The organism is Rhizobium grahamii CCGE 502 (assembly GCF_000298315.2).
Taxonomy (GTDB): domain Bacteria; phylum Pseudomonadota; class Alphaproteobacteria; order Rhizobiales; family Rhizobiaceae; genus Rhizobium; species Rhizobium grahamii.
The window spans coordinates 67,800-85,887 of sequence record NZ_AEYE02000025.1; the positions used below are offsets into that span (position 1 = coordinate 67,800).

At 57.9% G+C, this 18,088-nt stretch carries 12 protein-coding genes; 6 read left to right on the forward strand and 6 right to left on the reverse strand.

Features of this window, described 5'->3' with window-relative positions; genetic code table 11:
* The first annotated feature begins 691 nt into the window (after window positions 1-691).
* Window positions 692-2,986, forward strand: coding sequence for a PAS domain-containing sensor histidine kinase (locus RGCCGE502_RS20545; RefSeq protein WP_016556117.1), 2,295 nt, complete (start codon window positions 692-694; stop codon window positions 2,984-2,986).
* A 33-nt stretch (window positions 2,987-3,019) separates the two neighbouring features.
* Here RGCCGE502_RS20545 and RGCCGE502_RS20550 read toward each other — a convergent pair whose 3' ends face one another.
* The gene (locus RGCCGE502_RS20550) at window positions 3,020-3,904 is read right to left on the reverse strand and encodes an N-acyl homoserine lactonase family protein (RefSeq protein ID WP_114715889.1); all 885 of its coding nucleotides are present in this window, start codon (window positions 3,902-3,904) and stop codon (window positions 3,020-3,022) included.
* Between the two features lie 137 nt (window positions 3,905-4,041).
* Window positions 4,042-5,340: an epoxide hydrolase family protein gene (locus RGCCGE502_RS20555; RefSeq protein ID WP_016556119.1), complete on the reverse strand. Its 1,299-nt coding sequence runs from the start codon at window positions 5,338-5,340 to the stop codon at window positions 4,042-4,044.
* 268 nt (window positions 5,341-5,608) lie between these two features.
* Between RGCCGE502_RS20555 and RGCCGE502_RS34680 the strand changes: the two genes are divergently transcribed.
* A complete protein-coding gene (locus RGCCGE502_RS34680) occupies window positions 5,609-8,020 on the forward strand; it encodes a PAS domain-containing protein (protein ID WP_016556120.1) in 2,412 nt (803 codons plus the stop codon).
* A gap of 136 nt (window positions 8,021-8,156) precedes the next feature.
* On the opposite strand, the gene RGCCGE502_RS20565 is transcribed toward RGCCGE502_RS34680, so the two are convergent.
* From RGCCGE502_RS20565 to RGCCGE502_RS20580, 4 genes are all read right to left on the reverse strand, one after another.
* The gene (locus RGCCGE502_RS20565; protein ID WP_016556121.1) at window positions 8,157-10,802 is read right to left on the reverse strand and encodes a PAS domain-containing sensor histidine kinase; all 2,646 of its coding nucleotides are present in this window, start codon (window positions 10,800-10,802) and stop codon (window positions 8,157-8,159) included.
* A 122-nt stretch (window positions 10,803-10,924) separates the two neighbouring features.
* The gene (locus tag RGCCGE502_RS20570; protein ID WP_016556122.1) at window positions 10,925-11,293 is read right to left on the reverse strand and encodes a response regulator; all 369 of its coding nucleotides are present in this window, start codon (window positions 11,291-11,293) and stop codon (window positions 10,925-10,927) included.
* Window positions 11,290-13,167, reverse strand: a complete 1,878-nt coding sequence (locus RGCCGE502_RS20575; protein ID WP_244441760.1) for a PAS domain-containing sensor histidine kinase — start codon at window positions 13,165-13,167, stop codon at window positions 11,290-11,292. Before RGCCGE502_RS20575 ends, RGCCGE502_RS20570 begins: the two co-directional genes overlap by 4 nt.
* Before the next feature lie 764 nt (window positions 13,168-13,931).
* Window positions 13,932-14,600: a VOC family protein gene (locus RGCCGE502_RS20580; protein WP_016556124.1), complete on the reverse strand. Its 669-nt coding sequence runs from the start codon at window positions 14,598-14,600 to the stop codon at window positions 13,932-13,934.
* A gap of 245 nt (window positions 14,601-14,845) precedes the next feature.
* Here RGCCGE502_RS20580 and RGCCGE502_RS20585 point away from each other — a divergent pair, with 245 nt between their 5' ends.
* From RGCCGE502_RS20585 to RGCCGE502_RS20600, 4 genes are all read left to right on the forward strand, one after another.
* Window positions 14,846-15,691 (forward strand): SDR family NAD(P)-dependent oxidoreductase, encoded by an 846-nt coding sequence (locus tag RGCCGE502_RS20585; RefSeq protein ID WP_016556125.1) that lies wholly within the window; start codon window positions 14,846-14,848, stop codon window positions 15,689-15,691.
* 232 nt (window positions 15,692-15,923) lie between these two features.
* Window positions 15,924-16,322, forward strand: a complete 399-nt coding sequence (locus RGCCGE502_RS20590) for a tautomerase family protein (protein WP_016556126.1) — start codon at window positions 15,924-15,926, stop codon at window positions 16,320-16,322.
* A gap of 40 nt (window positions 16,323-16,362) precedes the next feature.
* A complete protein-coding gene (locus tag RGCCGE502_RS20595; protein ID WP_016556127.1) occupies window positions 16,363-17,391 on the forward strand; it encodes a D-cysteine desulfhydrase family protein in 1,029 nt (342 codons plus the stop codon).
* 47 nt (window positions 17,392-17,438) lie between these two features.
* On the forward strand, window positions 17,439-18,032 hold the full coding sequence (locus tag RGCCGE502_RS20600; RefSeq protein ID WP_016556128.1) for an NADPH-dependent FMN reductase: 594 nt from the start codon (window positions 17,439-17,441) through the stop codon (window positions 18,030-18,032).
* The last annotated feature ends 56 nt before the right edge of the window (window positions 18,033-18,088 follow it).

Genomic DNA, 18,088 nt, shown 5'->3' on the forward strand with positions numbered 1-18,088 from the left:
GTTGCTTCCCATTATCTATCCGTATGATTCCTGCCACGACGAATTCAAGCGGGGTAGAAAGCTGGTAGTTTCACGCCAATCTTTCGAATGTCGTCCAGGACCCTGCACGCCCTCTGTGAAGCACGACGTAAACTAAAAACCTACAGACGATCGCCGACTGAATTGCATCTTAGGCGAAATCTACAGTTACATGCCTCCAGCCAGTCCGGTCGCGACTTCTTGGATGAGATTTGACCATACCTCGTCGAACTTCATTGCGAGAGAGCCAAGCGCGAGAATGGCACTTGATCCGGAGAGGATCAGCGGCGCGATTGCGGAGTTTACATGCTGCCGGTTATTGTAGTGTCTGCCCCCATGCCCGCTCTCACTCTTGACCGTTCTCGCCTCGGGGCGGCGGGGAACGTTGGAGTTGGCGGCGCAAAGGAGCCGTAGAAGTTTTTCGCGAGCTATCTCTACGTCGTGAGTTGGTGCGGCACGAGGTTCGGAGCCGAAGCCTGCACAATGATCTAATGGTATCGGAGCGCCTACCGACCGCTCGATCAGATGAGGCTTGCGATGCAACCAAAAATGGCCGGGCGAGAACCTGAATTCCCGTGCTGTACATTTGCCGGTATGCAGCTCGTACGATATTGTGCGCTCCCGGTATGCGAGGTTGTGCAAGTCGGCGACAATGTTGGGGATTTCATCGCAGATGGATTACGAGATTCTCACCGCCGAAGCGCTTCTTGATGCTTTGCTTCTCGGATTGGACCTCGATCTTGCCGCAGTGGCTCTTCGTAGTGCGGCGAGAGGCGACCCCCTTGAGTTGACACGGTGCAAGCACGAGCTCACTGAGGAAGACATCCGCGAAGGCTTGAAGCAGGCATTTTCCGGCACGGCCCCTATTCCTGAAGAGCTGGCTGTCAACGGCAGTAGGATTGCACTCTTTGTCACTCCGATTGGTGAGGGTCAGGTCAGGGGGCACTTGGTTGTTGGCTCCGCTCGCAGTGGGTTTCCGACGGAAAGCCAACGCCTGATTATTTCGCATGCGGTCCTCCAGGCGAATGCGGGATTTAAGAATATGTTGGCGTCCGCCAGACCAGACTCTGCGGCCTCGTCTTCTACTGGAGACAATCTCACCGAAGTAATCGACTCGATTCCGGGTTTGGCTTGGTCGGCTGGGCCTGATGGATCGGCTGAGTATTTCAACGATTACTATTTGAGGTACGTAGGTCAAGGTGCCGACAGTCTGCGAGGTGTCGGATGGGCTACCGCCGTCCATCCAGACGACATCGATGAACTCAAGAAGGCCTGGAGCGAAATGCTGGCTTCCGGAAAAGGCGGCGAGGCGGAAGCTAGACTTCGCCGGTCTGACGGTGAGTACCGTTGGTTTCTCTTTCGGACCAATCCATTTCTGAACAGTGCCGGGACTGTCGTTCGCTGGTATGGGCTGAACGTTGATATCGAAGACCGAAAGCGCGCAGCCGAAGCGCTGCAATCTCGAGAGTTCCATCTGCACCAGCTCACCGAAACGATCCCTCAGGCGCTCTGGAGCGCTACACCCGATGGAGCCATCAGATATCTCAACAAGAAGGGCCTCGATTTCATGGGCGTGGAAGCCGACGACCTTACGGACGGCTTTTGGTGGGCCGAAGGACTTCATCCAGACCAGGTTGGCGGTGTCATCCGGACATGGCAGCACGCCGTGGCCACTGGTGCTCCGTACAATGTCGAAGTCTTGTACCGCCGGCCTTCAGGAGAGGATTACCGCTGGGCTGACGTCAGGGCACTCCCGATGCTGGACAAAGATAGCAACATCCTCATGTGGTACGGCAGCCTCATTGACATTCATGACCGCAAAGTCGCCCAAGAGGATTTAGAAGCTAGCGAAAGAAGGCTGCAGCTAATCATTGACACGATCCCCGGTATGGTTTGGTCGGCGCGCCCGGATGGTAGCGGCAATTTCGCCAATCGTCATTTTCGCACCTATCTCGGACTTTCGATGGATGATGCTCGGGAGCGGGGATGGGCGTCAGCCGTACATCCGGAGGACCTTCCGGAGTTGACGGAAACCTGGAGAAAAATGGCGGACACTACGCAGCCTTGGGATTTCGAGGCGAGACTTCGACGCTTCGACGGAGAATACCGGTGGTTTTTATGTCGTGGGAATCCGCTCGTTGACGCTTCCGATGGCGTCGAATGGTTCGGTGTCAATGTCGACATCCATGATTGGAAGGTCGCGCAGGATGAATTGCGTGAGGCACAGGTGGAGTTAGCCCACATGACAAGGATGATGGGCATGGGGCAGCTTACCGCAGCCATTGCGCATGAACTCAGCCAGCCACTCTCCGGCATTACGGTCAATGCAAGTGCCGGGCTTCGGATGCTGAGCATGAATCCGCCTGAGGTCGAAAGTGCCCGCGAAACCATCAGGCGAACAATTCGGGACGCAAGCCGCGCGACCGAAGTCACCGATCGAATTAGAGCCCTCTACAGCAAGAGTGACCCTGTCGTGGAAACTGTGGACCTGAACGAAATAGCTCAGGAGGTGATCGGGTTTTCTCACAGCGATCTGCGCAAAAACGGTGTCAACGTAAAGACAAGTTTCACAATGGATCTCCCGGTGGTGAACGGCGATCGCGTTCAGTTGCAGCAAGTCATCTTCAATCTTGTCAAGAATGGCATCGAGGCAATGAGCGGCGTAGTTGGGCGCTCAAAGGAACTGCAGATCGGCACCGCTCGGGAAAACACGAATTATGTACGCCTATCGGTGAGGGACGCGGGGTCTGGTCTCGATTCCGGCATGTTGGAGAAACTGTTCAGTCCGTTCTTCACGACAAAATCAAACGGCATGGGAGTGGGACTTTCAGTCAGTCGCGCGATTGTGGAAAGCCATGAGGGCCGTCTCTGGGCGGAGTCGAATGATCCACACGGAGCTGTCTTCACCTTTTCCATACCCTTACGAGGGGATGGAAATCGCCCGAAGGAAGCGAACGCCTCGGGGTGAAGCGTACGTGCGTAGATGCTTTGAACCAGTGGTTTAGTCGTAAAAATCGGGCAGCAGCTTGAGCCCGTCGGCCTGGTGCTTGTCGTGGTTGATGAAGAGCTGCGCATCGTATTCGCTCATTATTTGCTTGATCCGGTCCATGGACGAGATGGATTCGGCCTTGCGGACATTCAGTGCAGGAACGATGTCATGCTCAAAGTTGTCTTCGAGGTGTGCCACATCGCCGGACAGGATGACGAAGCCAGTCTTTGCCAAATGAACCATCAGCGACTGGCTACCGGGGGTATGTCCGGGCGTCGAGAGCAATCTGACGCTACCATCGCGAAATAGGTCAACGTCTCCAGTCACGAGTTCAAGACGGCGGGGATGTCCGAGCAGCTTCCGAGCCAGTTGCACGAGAGTGTTGAGGTTCGGGTCCGACGGTGGAGGCGAATTGATCCATTCGTATTCCGCCTGCTGCATTACAACGGTTGCGTCCGGGAAGAGGCCGACGTTACCGATATGGTCGCCGTGTGTATGTGACACGACGACGTAGTCTATATCTGCCGGCTTCAATCCAATTTCTGCAAGCTGCGAGGAAATTGTCTTGTCGAGATGATAGACGATAAGCTTGGGGAGCGTCGACCAGCCGTTCGGATCGCCGATCGCGCTTTCGGGCACTCCGGTATCCCACATGATGTACTCGCCACCGTGCTGGATGAGATAACACGTCGAGGAGAACTCAATCGACTTGCCCTTGTTCCTGCCGGGCGTCCATACGGACTCGTCATTCGCGAGCGAGTGGCCGCAGTCGACCCGGTACAGCCGATCAATCGTTGCAGCAGGAGTTTTTGTTTCTGTTGCTGACAATTGCGGAGCCAATGCTGTCGCGAACAACATGAGGCAAGTGATTTCAGCAATTGCAAAAGGAGCCTTCATTGTCTGTCTCCGATCTAGCAGCGCAGATCCATTGTGGCGGCCGAGCACGACGATAGGAAAGTTCACGATGGCGGTGCCGGTCCGCAGCATCAGAGGTGACTTCTCCGGAGTACCAGTAGCCGTGCAGTTTTGTGCCCCTAGGTTTCGTCGCGCAACGACTTGAACGAGGCGCGCAGCTCGTCGGTAAACAGCTCCGGTTGTTCCCAGGCGGCGAAATGCCCGCCCTTCGGCGGCCTGTTGTAGTGGATGAGCTTCGGATAGGCCTTTTCCGCCCAGCTTTGCGGCGCCTGGTAGATTTCATCCGGGAAGGCGCTGACGGCGACCGGGATCTTGATGCCGCGCGGATCGAAGAAGCCGCCCGAAGGGAAATGCGCATTGTCCCAATAAAGCCGCGCCGACGAGATCGCCGTGTTGGTCAGCCAGTAAAGCGTGACATTGTCGAGGACATCCTCAGGCGTCAGGCCTTCCTTGTCTCCGTTGAAGGATCGGGCGATCATCCGGTAGCTTCTGATGTCGTGGTCGAGCATCCAGGAGGCTAGGCCAACAGGCGAATCCACGATGCCATAAAGCGTCTGCGGTCGATTGTTCATCTCGATCGCATAGCCGAGACCGTTCTTGTAGAAATCGTCGAGCTGTTCATAGGCGTGTTTTTCCTCGGCCGAGAGATCGGCCGGCGCAGGCGCGCCTGATGACAGCAGCTTGGCAATGTCGGCCGGCACGGTGGCTGCCATGTTGGTATGGATGCCGATGAGGCCGGCAGGCTCCTGCACCGCCATGAGTTCAGTCACGGCATTGCCCCAGTCGCCGCCCTGGGCGACATATTTCGAATAACCGAGGCGCTGCATCAGCACGGCCCAGGCCTTGGCGATGCGTGGCGGGTTCCAGCCCGTTTCCGTCGGCTTGCCCGAGAAGCCATAGCCCGGCAGCGAGGGAATGACGACATCAAAGGCGTCGGCTTCGGTGCCGCCAAAGGCGGTCGGTTCGGTCAGCGGCTTGATGATCTTCATCTGCTCGATGATGGAACCCGGCCAGCCATGCGTGATGATGATGGGCAACGCCCTTTCATGCTTGGACTTCACATGGATGAAGTGAATGTCCAGCCCATCGATCTCCGTCATGAACTGCGGGAAGGAGTTCAGCCGCGCCTCGACCTTGCACCAGTCATGCGCCCGCCAGTACTTGGCGACTTTCTGGATCGTATCGAGCCGCACACCCTGCGTATCGTCGGAGACTGTTTCCCGGTCCGGCCAGCGGGTTGCGGCAACACGACGCCGAAGGTCCTTTAGCTGCTCTTCGGTAGCCGAAAACTTGAAGGGCCTGATATCGGTGCTCATCGTAGAGGCGGCGAGTTTTCCCGGAAGTATACCCACCGCGCCTGCTGCTGCGGCGGCGGCGAGAAGCGTTCGACGAGTGACTTCCGGCTGTATACTGGACATAGCATCCTCCTGCGCGATTTGCTGGGTTTCGATTTGGAAAAAAATCACACTGAACGGCGTGGGAACTATTGCACGATGGTATCGCCGATACTTTGGTATCTATGATGTTGTTGGTGCCGCCCTTCAAAGATTTCAGGCGTTGCAAGAGGTGGAGTTTTCTACTGGTTACGAACATCCAGACCTGAAGAACCCCGACACCTAAGTACTATTGACGGGATTGTAGCCAGTGCCCGAAAATAGCGGCGCCCTAACTGTGGGAAAGTGAGGTATGGAAGCAGACTTCCGGAAACTTTTCGACATCCTGCCTGGGTTAGTCTGGGCAACAGGAGCAGATGGCGTAATCAATTTCGTGAACCGCCGATGGCGCGAGTACACGGGCATAACCGTCAACGAGCTTCTGGAACGCGGTTGGACGGCGACTATTCATACAAGTGATATTGAGTGGGTCCGCGGAATTTGGTGTGCTGCTGTCACCGAAGGTAGCCCGGCAGAGTTCGAGATGCGCCTTCGTCGGCACGACGGCGTCTATCGACGCTTCAGTGTCAAGGCAGAGCCCTTCCACGATAATGATGGTCGCATTTCAGGATGGTATGGAGTCAACACCGACATAGAGCGCCAAAGTCGTGCAGAAGCGCAGCTCGAGGTGGAGAAGCAACTGCTGGAGCTTGTTACGCGCGGGGTTGCGCTGCCGGAAATTCTGAATCAACTATGCCTCGAGGTGGAAAAGCTGTCGCCGGGTTCGCTCTGCAGCATCCTCTTTTCCGATCCCGACGAACTTCGGTTTCGAATGGGCGCCGGCCCCAATCTTCCTGGACCGTATAATGCTGTTCTCGATGGGTTGAGGATCGATCCGTACTTCGGACCGTGCTCGCTCGCAATCAAGACCAGATCCAAGGTCATCGTCACCGACCCCACGAATGACGCTCGCTGGCTTGGATCTGCCTGGCCGGGCATGATGGTCGAGTTCGGTCTCGGATCATGCTGGTCGGCGCCGATCGTCGGGAGCCGTGGACAAGTCCTTGGCATATTCGCCATCTACAAACTCGAGGGCGTCGGTCCGACCGACGAGGAGCAGGAACTGATCGATCGATTCGCCAGGCTTTCTGGCATTGCTATGGAGCGGGCGGAGTCGGATGCGATGCTTGCTGCGAGCACGCTGGAACTCCGGCGTGCGAACCGTTTCCTGGCTGGGGCCCAGAGGTTGAGCAAGACGGGCAGCTTTTTGCTGGACACGACAACTGGCGAACAAGTGTGGTCGGACGAGAACTATCGCATCTGGGAGCTAGAGCCTACGGCTTCTCCAACGATGGAGATGGTTCTAGCGGCCATCCATCCGGATGATCGCGACCGGGCCCACAGCGCCTTTGAGAATGCCGTGCGCGAACGCAAAGACGTCGAACTTGTCTACAGAATAGTAACGCCTGTTGGTGGCGTGAAGTATCTTCACACGGTGATGGGAATCGTATCGGACATCAGCGAGCATATCGTCTATCTCGGAAGTTCCCAGGATGTCACTGAAAGCAAACTGGCCGAAGAAGTCCAAAGAGCCAGTGAAGCGGAACTCGCGCGCACGAATACCTACCTGACCGCCGCCCAGCGGCTCAGCCAGACCGGAAGTTTTACCTGGGATCTGGAGCGCGACGAGCACAATTGGTCTGAGGTCATCTATCAGGTCTTCGGATTCGATCCTGGTGTGAAGGTGACCATGGACAAGATCGCCAGAACGATACATCCCGAGGATATGCCTCATGTGGAGACGCTTCTTAGAGGCGCGGCGATCGGGGAGAAGTTCGAATTGATGTTCAGGGTGCTGAGGGCCGATGGCGACATGCGGCATGCCCATGTCATCGGCCACCGCATCGATCAGATACCTGACAGGCCGGTATTCATGGGCGCATTGCAGGATATCACGCAGCGGAAGCGTCAAGAGGCCGATCTGAACCGCGCGCGTGCGGAACTTGCTCATGTGGCGCGCGTGACCGCGCTGAGCGCCCTGACCGCTTCCATTGCCCACGAAGTGAGCCAACCCCTCGCGGGGATCATGACCAACGCTAACACCTGCCTACGAATGCTTGCCGCCGATCCGCCGAACTTGGACGGTGCCCGCATGACCGTCCAACGGACGCTCAGGGACGGCGATCGTGCGTCCGAGGTAATCAAGCGCCTTCGCGGTCTGTTCACTAGGAAGCCGCCGTCGCTCGAACATATCGACCTCAACGAAGCAGTACGCGAGGTCCTCGCTTTGTCGTCAAGCGAACTACAGCGTCGACGGGTCATCGTACGCACCGAACTGCCGGGCGAAGTTCCTTCCGTACTGGCGGACCGGGTCCAGATCCAGCAGGTCATTCTGAACCTCGTGCTAAACGCGGCCGATGCCATGGCGGCGGTCAACGATCATGCTCGCGAGATGCATGTTTCCAGTCAGGCCGACGATGGCGGCGAGATTAGCCTCTTCGTGCGCGACGCCGGCGTGGGGCTCCAGGCCAAGAACGTCGAACAGCTTTTCCAAGCCTTCCACACGACAAAGGCCGACGGTATGGGGATCGGATTGTCGATCAGCCGGTCGATCATCGAGGCCCACGGCGGGCGCCTTTGGGGAGTATCGAATTCCGAAGGACCTGGCGCGACATTTGCGTTCTCGATACCCAGAGACGTACCTGCACGGAGAAGCCACGCGTAAGCGATCAACGACGGACGGCATTCAAGTGTGTGCGAGACAGCGCCAATCGGCGACAGCTTCATTCTGCAGGGTCCGGTAGGAACCGACGACAACAACAGCGCGGACTCCAGGGCACCGAGACATGAAGGTTCGATGATTAGACGGAGGGCAGCATTTCTGAGCCTTTGTCCTTCGGGCTGGAGCAGCAAGCGCGCCCATGCACCGGGACCGCAAACGCTACCGTTGCGCCATGGACTTGGTTTGCTTTTGCCCATAGCCGCCCATTGTGGTTTTCAACTATGGATCGACTGACAGAAAGGCCAATGCCCATGCCGTCTGGCTTGGTCGTGTAGAAAGCGTCGAAAATCCGTTCCATCTCCTGCGACCCCAATCCCACTCCGTCATCGCTCACGGAAACCTGAACCTCACCTGCCGGGTCTGCTTGGGTCTTGACTATGATTTGCTTCGGTCCGTCGTTGACCCCTGCCAGAGCCTCGATGGCGTTCCGCAGCAGGTTCATGATCACCTGCTGGAGCTGGACGCGGGCACCTGCGACACGGGGCAAATCCTTGCCGAATTCTGTCACCACCGACACGTGCGCCCGCTGGAGGTCGCTTAGTGCCAAAGCGATCACCTCGCTTGCGATCTCGTTCATGTCGATCGGCTCGATAACCGGAGGTTTTCTGCTGAACAGCGCACGGAGCCTGACGATCACGTCCGCGGCCCGGTTGGCGTCGCGGACCATACGGCGAGCCGTGTCTTTCGCGACCTCCAGGTTCGGCGGCTCCAACGCCAGGGCGCGAAGACAGGTGCTTGCATTGGTGACGATCCCTGCAAGGGGCTGATTTACCTCGTGGGCGATTGATGCCGTCAGCACCCCGAGGCTTGTCACCCGGGTGACATAAGCGAGATCGGAACGAACCTGATTGAGTGTCTCTTCTGCCCGTCTGCTTTCAGTCACATCCTGCACTGCGCCGGTCAGTTCCTGCTCGCCATCCTTGTTTCGCTCGCTGTGCGCCAGGACGCGAACGTGCTTGATCGACTTGTCGGGCATGACGAGGGTGATGTCGTAGTCGAAATCGCCGTTTCCTTCGCGCGCGCGTTCGAGGACGCCCTGCACCCGTGCGCAACTGTCGTGATCCAGGCGCGACAGTATCGTGCGCAGCGTAACCCCCGTCGACGGGTCGACGTCGAAGATGCGATAGGTTTCCGCTGACCAGGTGATTTCACCGGTGCCGAGCTTGAGTGAGAAGCTTCCAGTCTTGCTGAGCCGCTGGGCATCAGCAAGAAAAGCTTCGCTTCTGCGGAGGCTTTCCTCCGTCCGCTTTCGATCTTCTATATCGGTCAGCAGGCCATACCAACGTACGACCTGTCCGTCCGCGTTTCGCAACGGCAACCCGCGAAGCTGAAACCAGCGCCATGTTCCATCATGCCTTAGGAAGCGGGTCTCGTAGTCATAGGGCTCTCCGGTTGCGATCGCTCCCATGAAGCTGTCGATACACATTTGTAGATCGTCGGGGTGCGTGATCCCATTCGTCGCCCAGTTGTCGAGCTCTTCGATAGGGCGCTGGAAATAATCGATTATCTGCTGGTTGCCTCCAATCAGTCGCGCGTCAGGCGAGAAGATTGCGATCATTCCCGCAATGCCGTCGATGACGAACCGCGATTCGCGCTCGCGTTCCGCCAACGCTTGTTCTGCCCGCTTCCGGTCATCGATGTCCACGTGAAGGGCGTACCAGCGGATGATCTTATGATCCTCCGTCCTAAGAGGATGCCCAGTGATCTGAAACCAGCGATAAATTCCATCGGCTCGCCGCAAACGCACCTCGAGATCATAGGGAGAGCCAGACACCAGAGCATCCGATACGGCCGAGATCACACGGGGAAGGTCGTCGGGATGCACGACGTCTGTGTTGCCCCATCTCCGCAACTCCTCGAGTGTTCGTCCGTAGTACCGCAAAAGCGGTCCGTTGACCGCCTCGACCCTTCCGTCTGGAGTCAAGACGCCAATTCCCGCAGGGATGGTTTCCAATATGAGTTGCGCCTCGCGCTCGCGGCTGGCAAGCGCCAGTTCAGCCTTTTTGCGATCGTCAATATCCACGAGCAGATGAAACCAGCGCAGGATCTTCCCGTCATGATCCTTGAAGGGCAACCCGAGGACATTGTGCCAACGATACACCCCGTCCGAGCGAAGGTGACGGCTTTCGACATTATAGAAAGTCGCTGTCCTGTGCGCCTCGAGCTGATCAGCGATGGTTTGCTGCAGATCTTCCGGATGCACGACTTCGATTGCCTTCCAGTTCTTCAGTTCCTTCAGGGTCATGCCGAAATATTCGAGAGCGGGATCGTTCAGTGCCTCGACGTCCCCAGTCGGCGTGGTGACAGCGACAGGAACTGGGATGCTATTCACGATACGCTGGAAGTCCGTTTCGTGCGCTGAACGATCATTCGGCGTCAGGCACTCTCGTTCGGTTGCGACACCATACCATTTCATCAACTCCCCGTCGGCGAGCATGGGCTTGCACCGGACTGCCAAGAGGCGACACTGTCCGTCGGCACGCAGGGTGGGGATATGCAGCTCAAATGGCTGAGCCAGAGTTAGCATCGATCGAAAGCGTTCGGCGATCATCGACGCGTCCGCAGGTTCCGCGTGCACGGGCCATTCCCACGGGGCTGTCTCGGACATAGGCACGCCGGAAAAATCGGCCAACTCGTGGTTTACGAAATCGATGCGTCCGTCTGGAAGAGCGCTGAACACCATACCGGGTAGCGTGTCGAGAACCCCAGCGAGTTCCGTCTGCATGCCTGTCCTTTCAAGGGTTCACCCCTTTTCGCGTACCCTACGATTTCGGCAACCTACCGTAAATTATCCCATGGTGTTGGGTGTGGCCGAACTGTGTGAATTTCCGCTAGGGCTGAAAGCTTTTAGGGGAAAACCAAGTCCAGCGCTTCCTGGAGGGCGACATCGCTAAACGGCTTGAACAGGCAGGCAACCGCGCCGTTCTGCATGAGGGGCATCCTGTCGTTCTCGTCCTTGTGGGCCGTGATAAAGACAATTGGAATCCGGTCACCGCGACGGATCAACTCTTCCTCGAGTTCGGGACCGGACATGCCAGGCATTGCGACATCCAATATCAGGCATTCGGTCCTTGATACCCACTCAGATCGCAGGAACTCGGCGGCAGATGCAAATGCGCGTACGTCGAATCCAAATATCCTGATCAGGTCAGGAAGCGACTCCCTAACCGATTCGTCGTCATCGACGATAGATACCAGCGCGCGCTTAGTTGTCATGGTGGATCCGCCTTCATCGCGCTGGGGCTGTTCGGTTTATCCCGGCCAGGTATCCAGAAGCCGAACATCGCGCCGCCCCCGGAAACTGGAGCCGCCCAAATCCTGCCTCCATGCGCTTCGACGATGGAGCGGCTTACCGACAGACCAATACCCATGCCGTAAAGCTTCGTTGTGTGGAAAGGATCGAAAAGCCTTTCGATTTCTGGAGTTGCCAATCCGGAGCCAGTGTCCGTCACGGTCAGTTGCACACCGCCGTCGTCCTCAGGTTCAGTTCGAATGACAATTTTTCGGGATGATGGGGAATTTTCCGCCATGGCGTCGATGGAATTTCGGAGGAGGTTCATCACGACCTGTTGTAGCTGCACCCGATCGCCGACGATAAGAGGCAATTCGCCGGAAAATTCCGAATGCAGACTGATGCGGCTACGCTGCATGTCGTTTGTTAGGAGCGCGATCACTTCGCGGGCCGCCGCGTTGAGGTCCAAAGGCTCGATCGTTGCGACGCCGCGCTTGAAGAGAGTTCGAAGACGGACAATGACGTCGGCCGCGCGGTTAACGTCGCGGATGGTCCGGCGCGCGGTCTCGATGGCGCCGCTTACATTCGGCGGCGTTTCCGCAAGCATTCGCAGAGATGTGCTGGCGTTCGTGATGATCCCGGCCAGCGGCTGATTTACTTCGTGAGCAATGGAGGCGGCGACGGTACTTAGGCTCATTACACGGGCGAGCTGAGCGAGCTCCGACCTTAGTCGGTCGCGGGCCTGCTCAGCCAGTCGCTGCGCGGATACATCCTGCACGGCGCCTATGCATTCGCTGGTTCCGTCGAGGTGTCTAACAATACGTCCGACGACCCTCACGTACTTGATGCGGCCATCAACCAACAATCTGATGTCGTAGTCGGGATTGTCGCCACCCAAGCGCACTTCGGCCATCTTCTTTGCCAGGAGTTCAAGATCCTCCTCGTAGACGCGCGCGGCGATCCTATCGAAATCGACCACCACGTCCGGATCGAAGCCGAAGATCCGGTTGAGTTCGTCGGAGAATGCAAGTTCGTCGCTGTCCACCTTCCATGAGAAGGTCCCGGTCATGCTGATCCTCTGCCCTTCGGCAAGAAGGACATCGCTTCTGCGGAGCTTTTTATCCGCAATCGTCCGCCCGGTGATGTCCGTCACAGCACCTATGAATTCCGGGTCTCCCGCATCTGAACTGATGTTCTGTAGGACCACATGGACGTACTTAATCTCCCCATCCGGCAGCAGGAGACGATGCTCAAGATCCATATTCGTGCCGTCATATATCGCACGATTTACGATCTCACGGACCATGGGCAGATCTTCGGGGTGGCACCGGTCCAGGATGAGGTTCACCGTCGGCTTCTGTGTGACAGGGTAACCCGCAACGCGATATGCTCCGTCTGACCAGTAGATCTGGCCGCTTGATGGTTTCCACCACACGCTGCCAGTTTGAGTTAGTCGCTGGCCCTGTTCCAGGAACGCAGCAGTTCTGCGCAACTCCTCCTCAGCCCGCTTTCGATCATCGATGTCGGTATTGGTGCCGTACCATCTGACGACTGAACCATCTTCCGCAAAGACTGGATTCGCTCTGAATAGGAACCATCTGTATTCGCCATCAGAGCGGCGCAGACGGGCTTCCGCTTCTCCTCGGCGACCCGATTTCAGCAGCTCCAGCCAAATACCCTTCAACTGCTCCGCATCGTCCGGGTGAAGCGCCGACATCCACTTCCAACCTACAGCCTCCTCCGTTGTAATGCCGAGATATGCGAGAAAGTGCATGTTGAAGTAATCAGCGCTGCCATTTGGCAGGCAGGACCATGCCATCACGGGAATCGCATCGACGATCTTGTTCCGGTCGCTCAAGATGCCCGCATGAGCATCCTCTCGAAATCTAAGTGCCTCTCCGATTGCACTCGCTGCTTGGTTCGCTGCAACGCGGAGGAGCGGTCTGTCGTGTTCATCGGGGAAGGAGGTCGCTCGGGAGCCGGCGACAAGCAAGCCCTTGGCGCCGTTCGCTTCAAGCTTCTCGAGAACATAGGAACATCTCGCGCCCCCCAATTGAACCGCGGTCTCCTGCGATAAGGCCGATATTACGCCGCCAAACATGCTTGTCACGCTATGACGGAAACCAGTGCTGTTTTCCAATCCGGCGAGGTTCCCGAACCACGCGATTTGGGTGTCTTGTTCGCCCTCCCGCAAGGCAATTCTTAGAATCAGGAAATCCACGTTCAACAGAGGGCCAACGACATCCAGGAGCCTTTGACAAATGTCCTCGAGACCCAGTCCCAGCCATTTAGTCGGGAGATCGGTGATTGCCAGGATGTCGTTTATGCACCGACGAAGTCGATCACCATCACTCATCGCCGTGGCCTTTGCCGCATGACGCGCCAGGACAGGATCGTGTGAATGGATACTATCGGTGCTATTCGTCGTCACAATATCCCTTCATAAGCTGGAACATTCCAAATTGGTCACGGTCCTCGATACCGTCTCGTCCTCGCTCCATGTCATCACATGATGCATCACCCTTCGGTAGCGGTCTATTGTGCAATGGTGTCGGTCTCGCCAAAAAAGCACGCGCCAGTCGTCTGAGATTACCTCAGCCTGCGGGGGCGATCCGGCTAGGATCAAGTCGGGAGAGGGCCGCCCGACTGCTCGCTCACCATGTACTCGGCATACCATTCCGGCCATGCTTCGTCGTGTTTCCCACCCATGCGTTTCTCATGTTCGCCATGGGCTTCTGCGACGCGACGAAGGGCGTGCGCAAGGTCGGCGGTTGAGCTGAACGTGGCACCCTTGGCGTCGACTCTGCCCGGCAGCCTGGTGGTCACTTCCTGAAAGAGCCATCCGTTACCATCGGGATCCGAGAAGGACGCGAACGAGCCATAGCTGGCGCGAGAGGGGTGCGGGCCGGGCAGCCGCCCGTCTGTGCCCTTATGGTGGAACACACCACCTGCGTCATGGAAAACGCCACTCATTTCGGCACCGCGCGCGGCGAGTGCCGCATGAGCCATCTCGATGTCCGATACGATGAGATGCAGGCCCTGTGCCGAGCCGGGGACGGCCGCAGTGACGTTACTGCCGAAGATGACCGAGCAGGGCGATCCGGGAGGCGTAACCTGGACGACCCTGAAGCCATCTGCGCCAGAGACATCGGCGTCGAGTCTCCAGCCAAGGCCCGTATAGAAGGACTTCGAGCGATCAACGTCGGATACCGGTATCACAACGACCTCAAGCTTCATGTCGATGTCGTTCACAGCAGTGGCAGACTGAGTGCTGCGCTCCTCGGTGGTCATTCGCCTTCTCCCTCTACATGTGCGGGCCTTCCGCAGACGGCATGACGCTGCGCTCCTGCACCGGTCGCGTCCATTGTGCGAAGGTGTCGGTTCTGATCGGTGATGGATTGCGGAAACCCCTTCCAAGGTATCGCCGATACCTTCGTCCAATGGATTCAGGGCAGGTTCCGGCCGATCCCTATGACCATTACCACCAACAGCCGGATGGGAACCACTCCCACGGGCGCTCAGTACGGAGACGCTAGATGACCCAATCCTCGAAAGGGACAGCTCTGATCACAGGTGCATCTTCCGGCATCGGCGCAGTCTACGCCGATAGGCTTGCGAGACGAGGTTATGATCTGGTTCTCGTGGCGCGCGGCCAGGACGCCCTCACAAAGGTGGCCGGAGAGATTATTGGCGGTACGGGGCGCCGTGTGACGGCTTTGCGGGCCGATCTCGGCACAAGGGAAGACCTCCTCAAGATCGAGAGCGTGCTTCGCAGCGATCCGTCGATCACTATGCTCGTCAACAACGCGGGCGTTGGCGCAGTCCAGCCACTACTTGTTTCGGACGTCGAGGACATGGAGCGCATGATCCGGATCAACGTCACCGCGTTGACCCGCCTGGTCTATGCCGCCGCTCCTTCCTTCGTGGCGCGGGACAGGGGTACCATCATCAACGTCGCCTCGGCGCTAGCTCTCGCGCCTGAAATCCTCAACGGCGTCTACGGTGCCACGAAAGCATTTGTTCTCGCGCTGACGTTCTCGTTGCACAAGGAACTTGCCGAGAAGAACATCCGCGTTCAGGCCGTCCTTCCCGGGGCGGTGGAGACTCCCTTCTGGGAGGCTTCCGGCGGTTCGCTCAAGCAGCTTCCCGAAAATATCGTGATGAAGGCCGACGACGCGGTGGACGCCGCACTCTCGGGCCTGGATTTGGGGGAGCTGGTGACGCTTCCTTCTGTTCCGGATGCAGATGATTGGAACGCGTACGAGGCCGCGCGACAGAAGTTGATGCCGAACTTGTCGCGGAACGTTCCGGCGCCGCGATATCGTCCCGGGTCGATTTCCCACGAAGCCGCGCGCCGCCAAGTGTCCCATGCGGAAGTCTAAGTTTCCCATAGCCCTTGGATTGTGGGTGTCAGTGGGACGGAAAGCACTCGTCGCCAGGAGTGCTGGGCTGATGCTGAATTGTGTCACCGACGATGTCTGCGTTCGCGTCTTCCGACGGTTGTGGAGGTCGCGGCATGCGGGATCCAGCTCTCGGACTTCCGGTACGAGTTGCACCCCTTGGGATGCGGGTTCGAGTCTTGAGGAAGCACCTTACAGATGAAGGAGATGACCAATGCCGCTGGTAAGGATCCACGTCTTCAAAGGGCGCAGCGGCGAAGAACTTCAGAGGCTGCTCGACGTCGCCCACGATGTCATCGTCGAAGCATTCCCGCGCCGCGATCGGTATCAGATATTGGAGGAGCATGAGAAATCTCTTCGAGTCCTTGATACCGGTCTTGGGTTGGATAGATCCGAAAGATTCGTTCTTATCGTAATCATTAGCTGCGTCCGCTCACGCACAACGAAGCTAGTCCTATACGAAACGCTTGCTCGGTCGCTTCGCATGCAATGCGGTATCGATCCGTCCGACGTCATGGTCTCGGTCGTGGAGAATTCAGACGAGGACTGGTCGTTTGGCATGGGACGGGCTCAGTTCATTGCCGGAGAACTGACCGCGAGCAGAACAGACTGAGACAGTCATGAAGCACACCAACCGTGGTGGAGACAAGCCGATGCCTAAAACACCGCTTCTGAGCCGCTTTCCGCACAACCGCCTTATGGAAGGGCCGACGCCGATTCAACGCCTCGACCGCCTCGAGAGTGTACTGGGTGCGCGGGCAAAAGGCATATCGGTCTGGGCGAAACGGGACGACCTCATGGGGTTGGGGGGAGGCGGCAACAAGCTGCGCAAGCTAGAATTCTTGGTAGGGCAGGCAGCGGCCGAGGGTTGCGACACCCTGGTGGCGATCGGAGGAGTCCAATCGAACTTCGCCCGGCTCGCCGCCGCGGCGTGTGCCAGATCCGGCCTGGCCTGCGAGCTGGTTCTCGCACAGATGGTTCCTCGAGATATGGCGATCTATCAGGGGAACGGGAACGTACTGCTGAACCGCTTGTTCGGGGCTCGCTTGCACGTCCTGAAGCGGGGAGATGATGCGGGTGGGTTCGCCATGCGCCGGGCGTCCGAGCTGGCCGCGTCCGGGCGCAAGGCCTTTGTGGCCACCCTTGGTGGTTCAACGCCAGTTGGGTGCTTGGGCTATGTGGACTGCGCATTCGAGATCGCGATGCAGTCTGCCGAGTTGGGAGTGGAATTCGACCAGGTGGAAATCCCGAATGGCAGCGGTGGGATGCATGCGGGGCTTGCGGCGGGAATGGTGGTCGCAGGCCGCGATCCCTCCCGAATACTGGCCCACACCGTTCTGTCACCCGTTGATGCTTGCATTGCAGCCACCGTCGACAAGGTTAATTCTGTTCTCCAGCTTATGTCCAGGGAGGAGCAGGTGGAGGCCGGCGATCTCAGGATCAGCGGCGCGCAGCTCGGAGGTGGCTACGGCATTCCGACACAGGAGATGGTCGAGGCCGTCAGATTGCTTGGCAGCACGGAAGGTCTTCTTGTCGATCCCGTCTATGGAGGCAAGGCATTCGCGGGGATGCTTTCCGACTTCGAGAGCGGCACGATCACGCCGGGATCAAACGTGCTCTTCGTAATGACAGGAGGTTCGCCAGGACTTTACGCGTACGCCGATATCCTGAACGACGACTAACCCTCGAACGAGGGCCATAGACAGAAACCAACAGAAGTGAGGATCGCATGGCTTCCAAACCGAAAATCGCCGTCATCATCGGCTCGACCCGTCCCACCCGTTTCGCAGACAAACCAGCGCAGTGGATGCTGAAGCAGGCTCAGGACCGCGACGACATGGATGTGGATGTGGTCGACCTCCGTGACCATCCGCTGCCGTTCTTCCATGAGGTGGCGTCCAATGCATGGGCACCTAGCCAGGATCCGGAAGCGGTCCGCTGGCAGAAGACGGTAGGGCAGTATGATGGCTACATCTTCGTCGTCGCGGAATACAATCGCTCTATCACCGGAGCGTTGAAGAACGCGCTCGATCAGGCCTACACGGAATGGAACCGAAAGCCATTCACTGCGATCGCATATGGGAGCACCGGCGGCTCGCGCGCGCTCGAGCATCTCCGGGGCATAGGCGTGGAACTGCAGATGGTCTCCACGCACGCTGCCGTTCACATTGGCGGAAGCGATTTCTTTGCAGTTTTCCCGATGGGTGGAAATAAGCCGATCGAGGACATCGAGGCAAATCTACTGCCATCGGCCAAGACTGCGCTCGATGAGCTGGTCTGGTGGGCAAAGGCCACTATGGCAGCCAAGGCGTCCGAAGCTTGATACTTGAAGGTAAGGTTTGTCGGGGAGGCGGTTCACGCCTCCCCGACGTCTTCAGC

Excerpts from the sequence above, each read along its gene's own strand:
- RGCCGE502_RS20545 (WP_016556117.1), top strand. The coding sequence starts at position 692 with ATGGATTACGAGATTCTCACCGCCGAAGCGCTTCTTGATGCTTTGCTT.
- RGCCGE502_RS20550 (WP_114715889.1), bottom strand. The coding sequence starts at position 3,904 with ATGAAGGCTCCTTTTGCAATTGCTGAAATCACTTGCCTCATGTTGTTC.
- RGCCGE502_RS20555 (WP_016556119.1), bottom strand. The coding sequence starts at position 5,340 with ATGTCCAGTATACAGCCGGAAGTCACTCGTCGAACGCTTCTCGCCGCC.
- RGCCGE502_RS34680 (WP_016556120.1), top strand. The coding sequence starts at position 5,609 with ATGGAAGCAGACTTCCGGAAACTTTTCGACATCCTGCCTGGGTTAGTC.
- RGCCGE502_RS20565 (WP_016556121.1), bottom strand. The coding sequence starts at position 10,802 with ATGCAGACGGAACTCGCTGGGGTTCTCGACACGCTACCCGGTATGGTG.
- RGCCGE502_RS20570 (WP_016556122.1), bottom strand. The coding sequence starts at position 11,293 with ATGACAACTAAGCGCGCGCTGGTATCTATCGTCGATGACGACGAATCG.
- RGCCGE502_RS20580 (WP_016556124.1), bottom strand. The coding sequence starts at position 14,600 with ATGACCACCGAGGAGCGCAGCACTCAGTCTGCCACTGCTGTGAACGAC.
- RGCCGE502_RS20585 (WP_016556125.1), top strand. The coding sequence starts at position 14,846 with ATGACCCAATCCTCGAAAGGGACAGCTCTGATCACAGGTGCATCTTCC.
- RGCCGE502_RS20590 (WP_016556126.1), top strand. The coding sequence starts at position 15,924 with ATGCCGCTGGTAAGGATCCACGTCTTCAAAGGGCGCAGCGGCGAAGAA.
- RGCCGE502_RS20595 (WP_016556127.1), top strand. The coding sequence starts at position 16,363 with ATGCCTAAAACACCGCTTCTGAGCCGCTTTCCGCACAACCGCCTTATG.
- RGCCGE502_RS20600 (WP_016556128.1), top strand. The coding sequence starts at position 17,439 with ATGGCTTCCAAACCGAAAATCGCCGTCATCATCGGCTCGACCCGTCCC.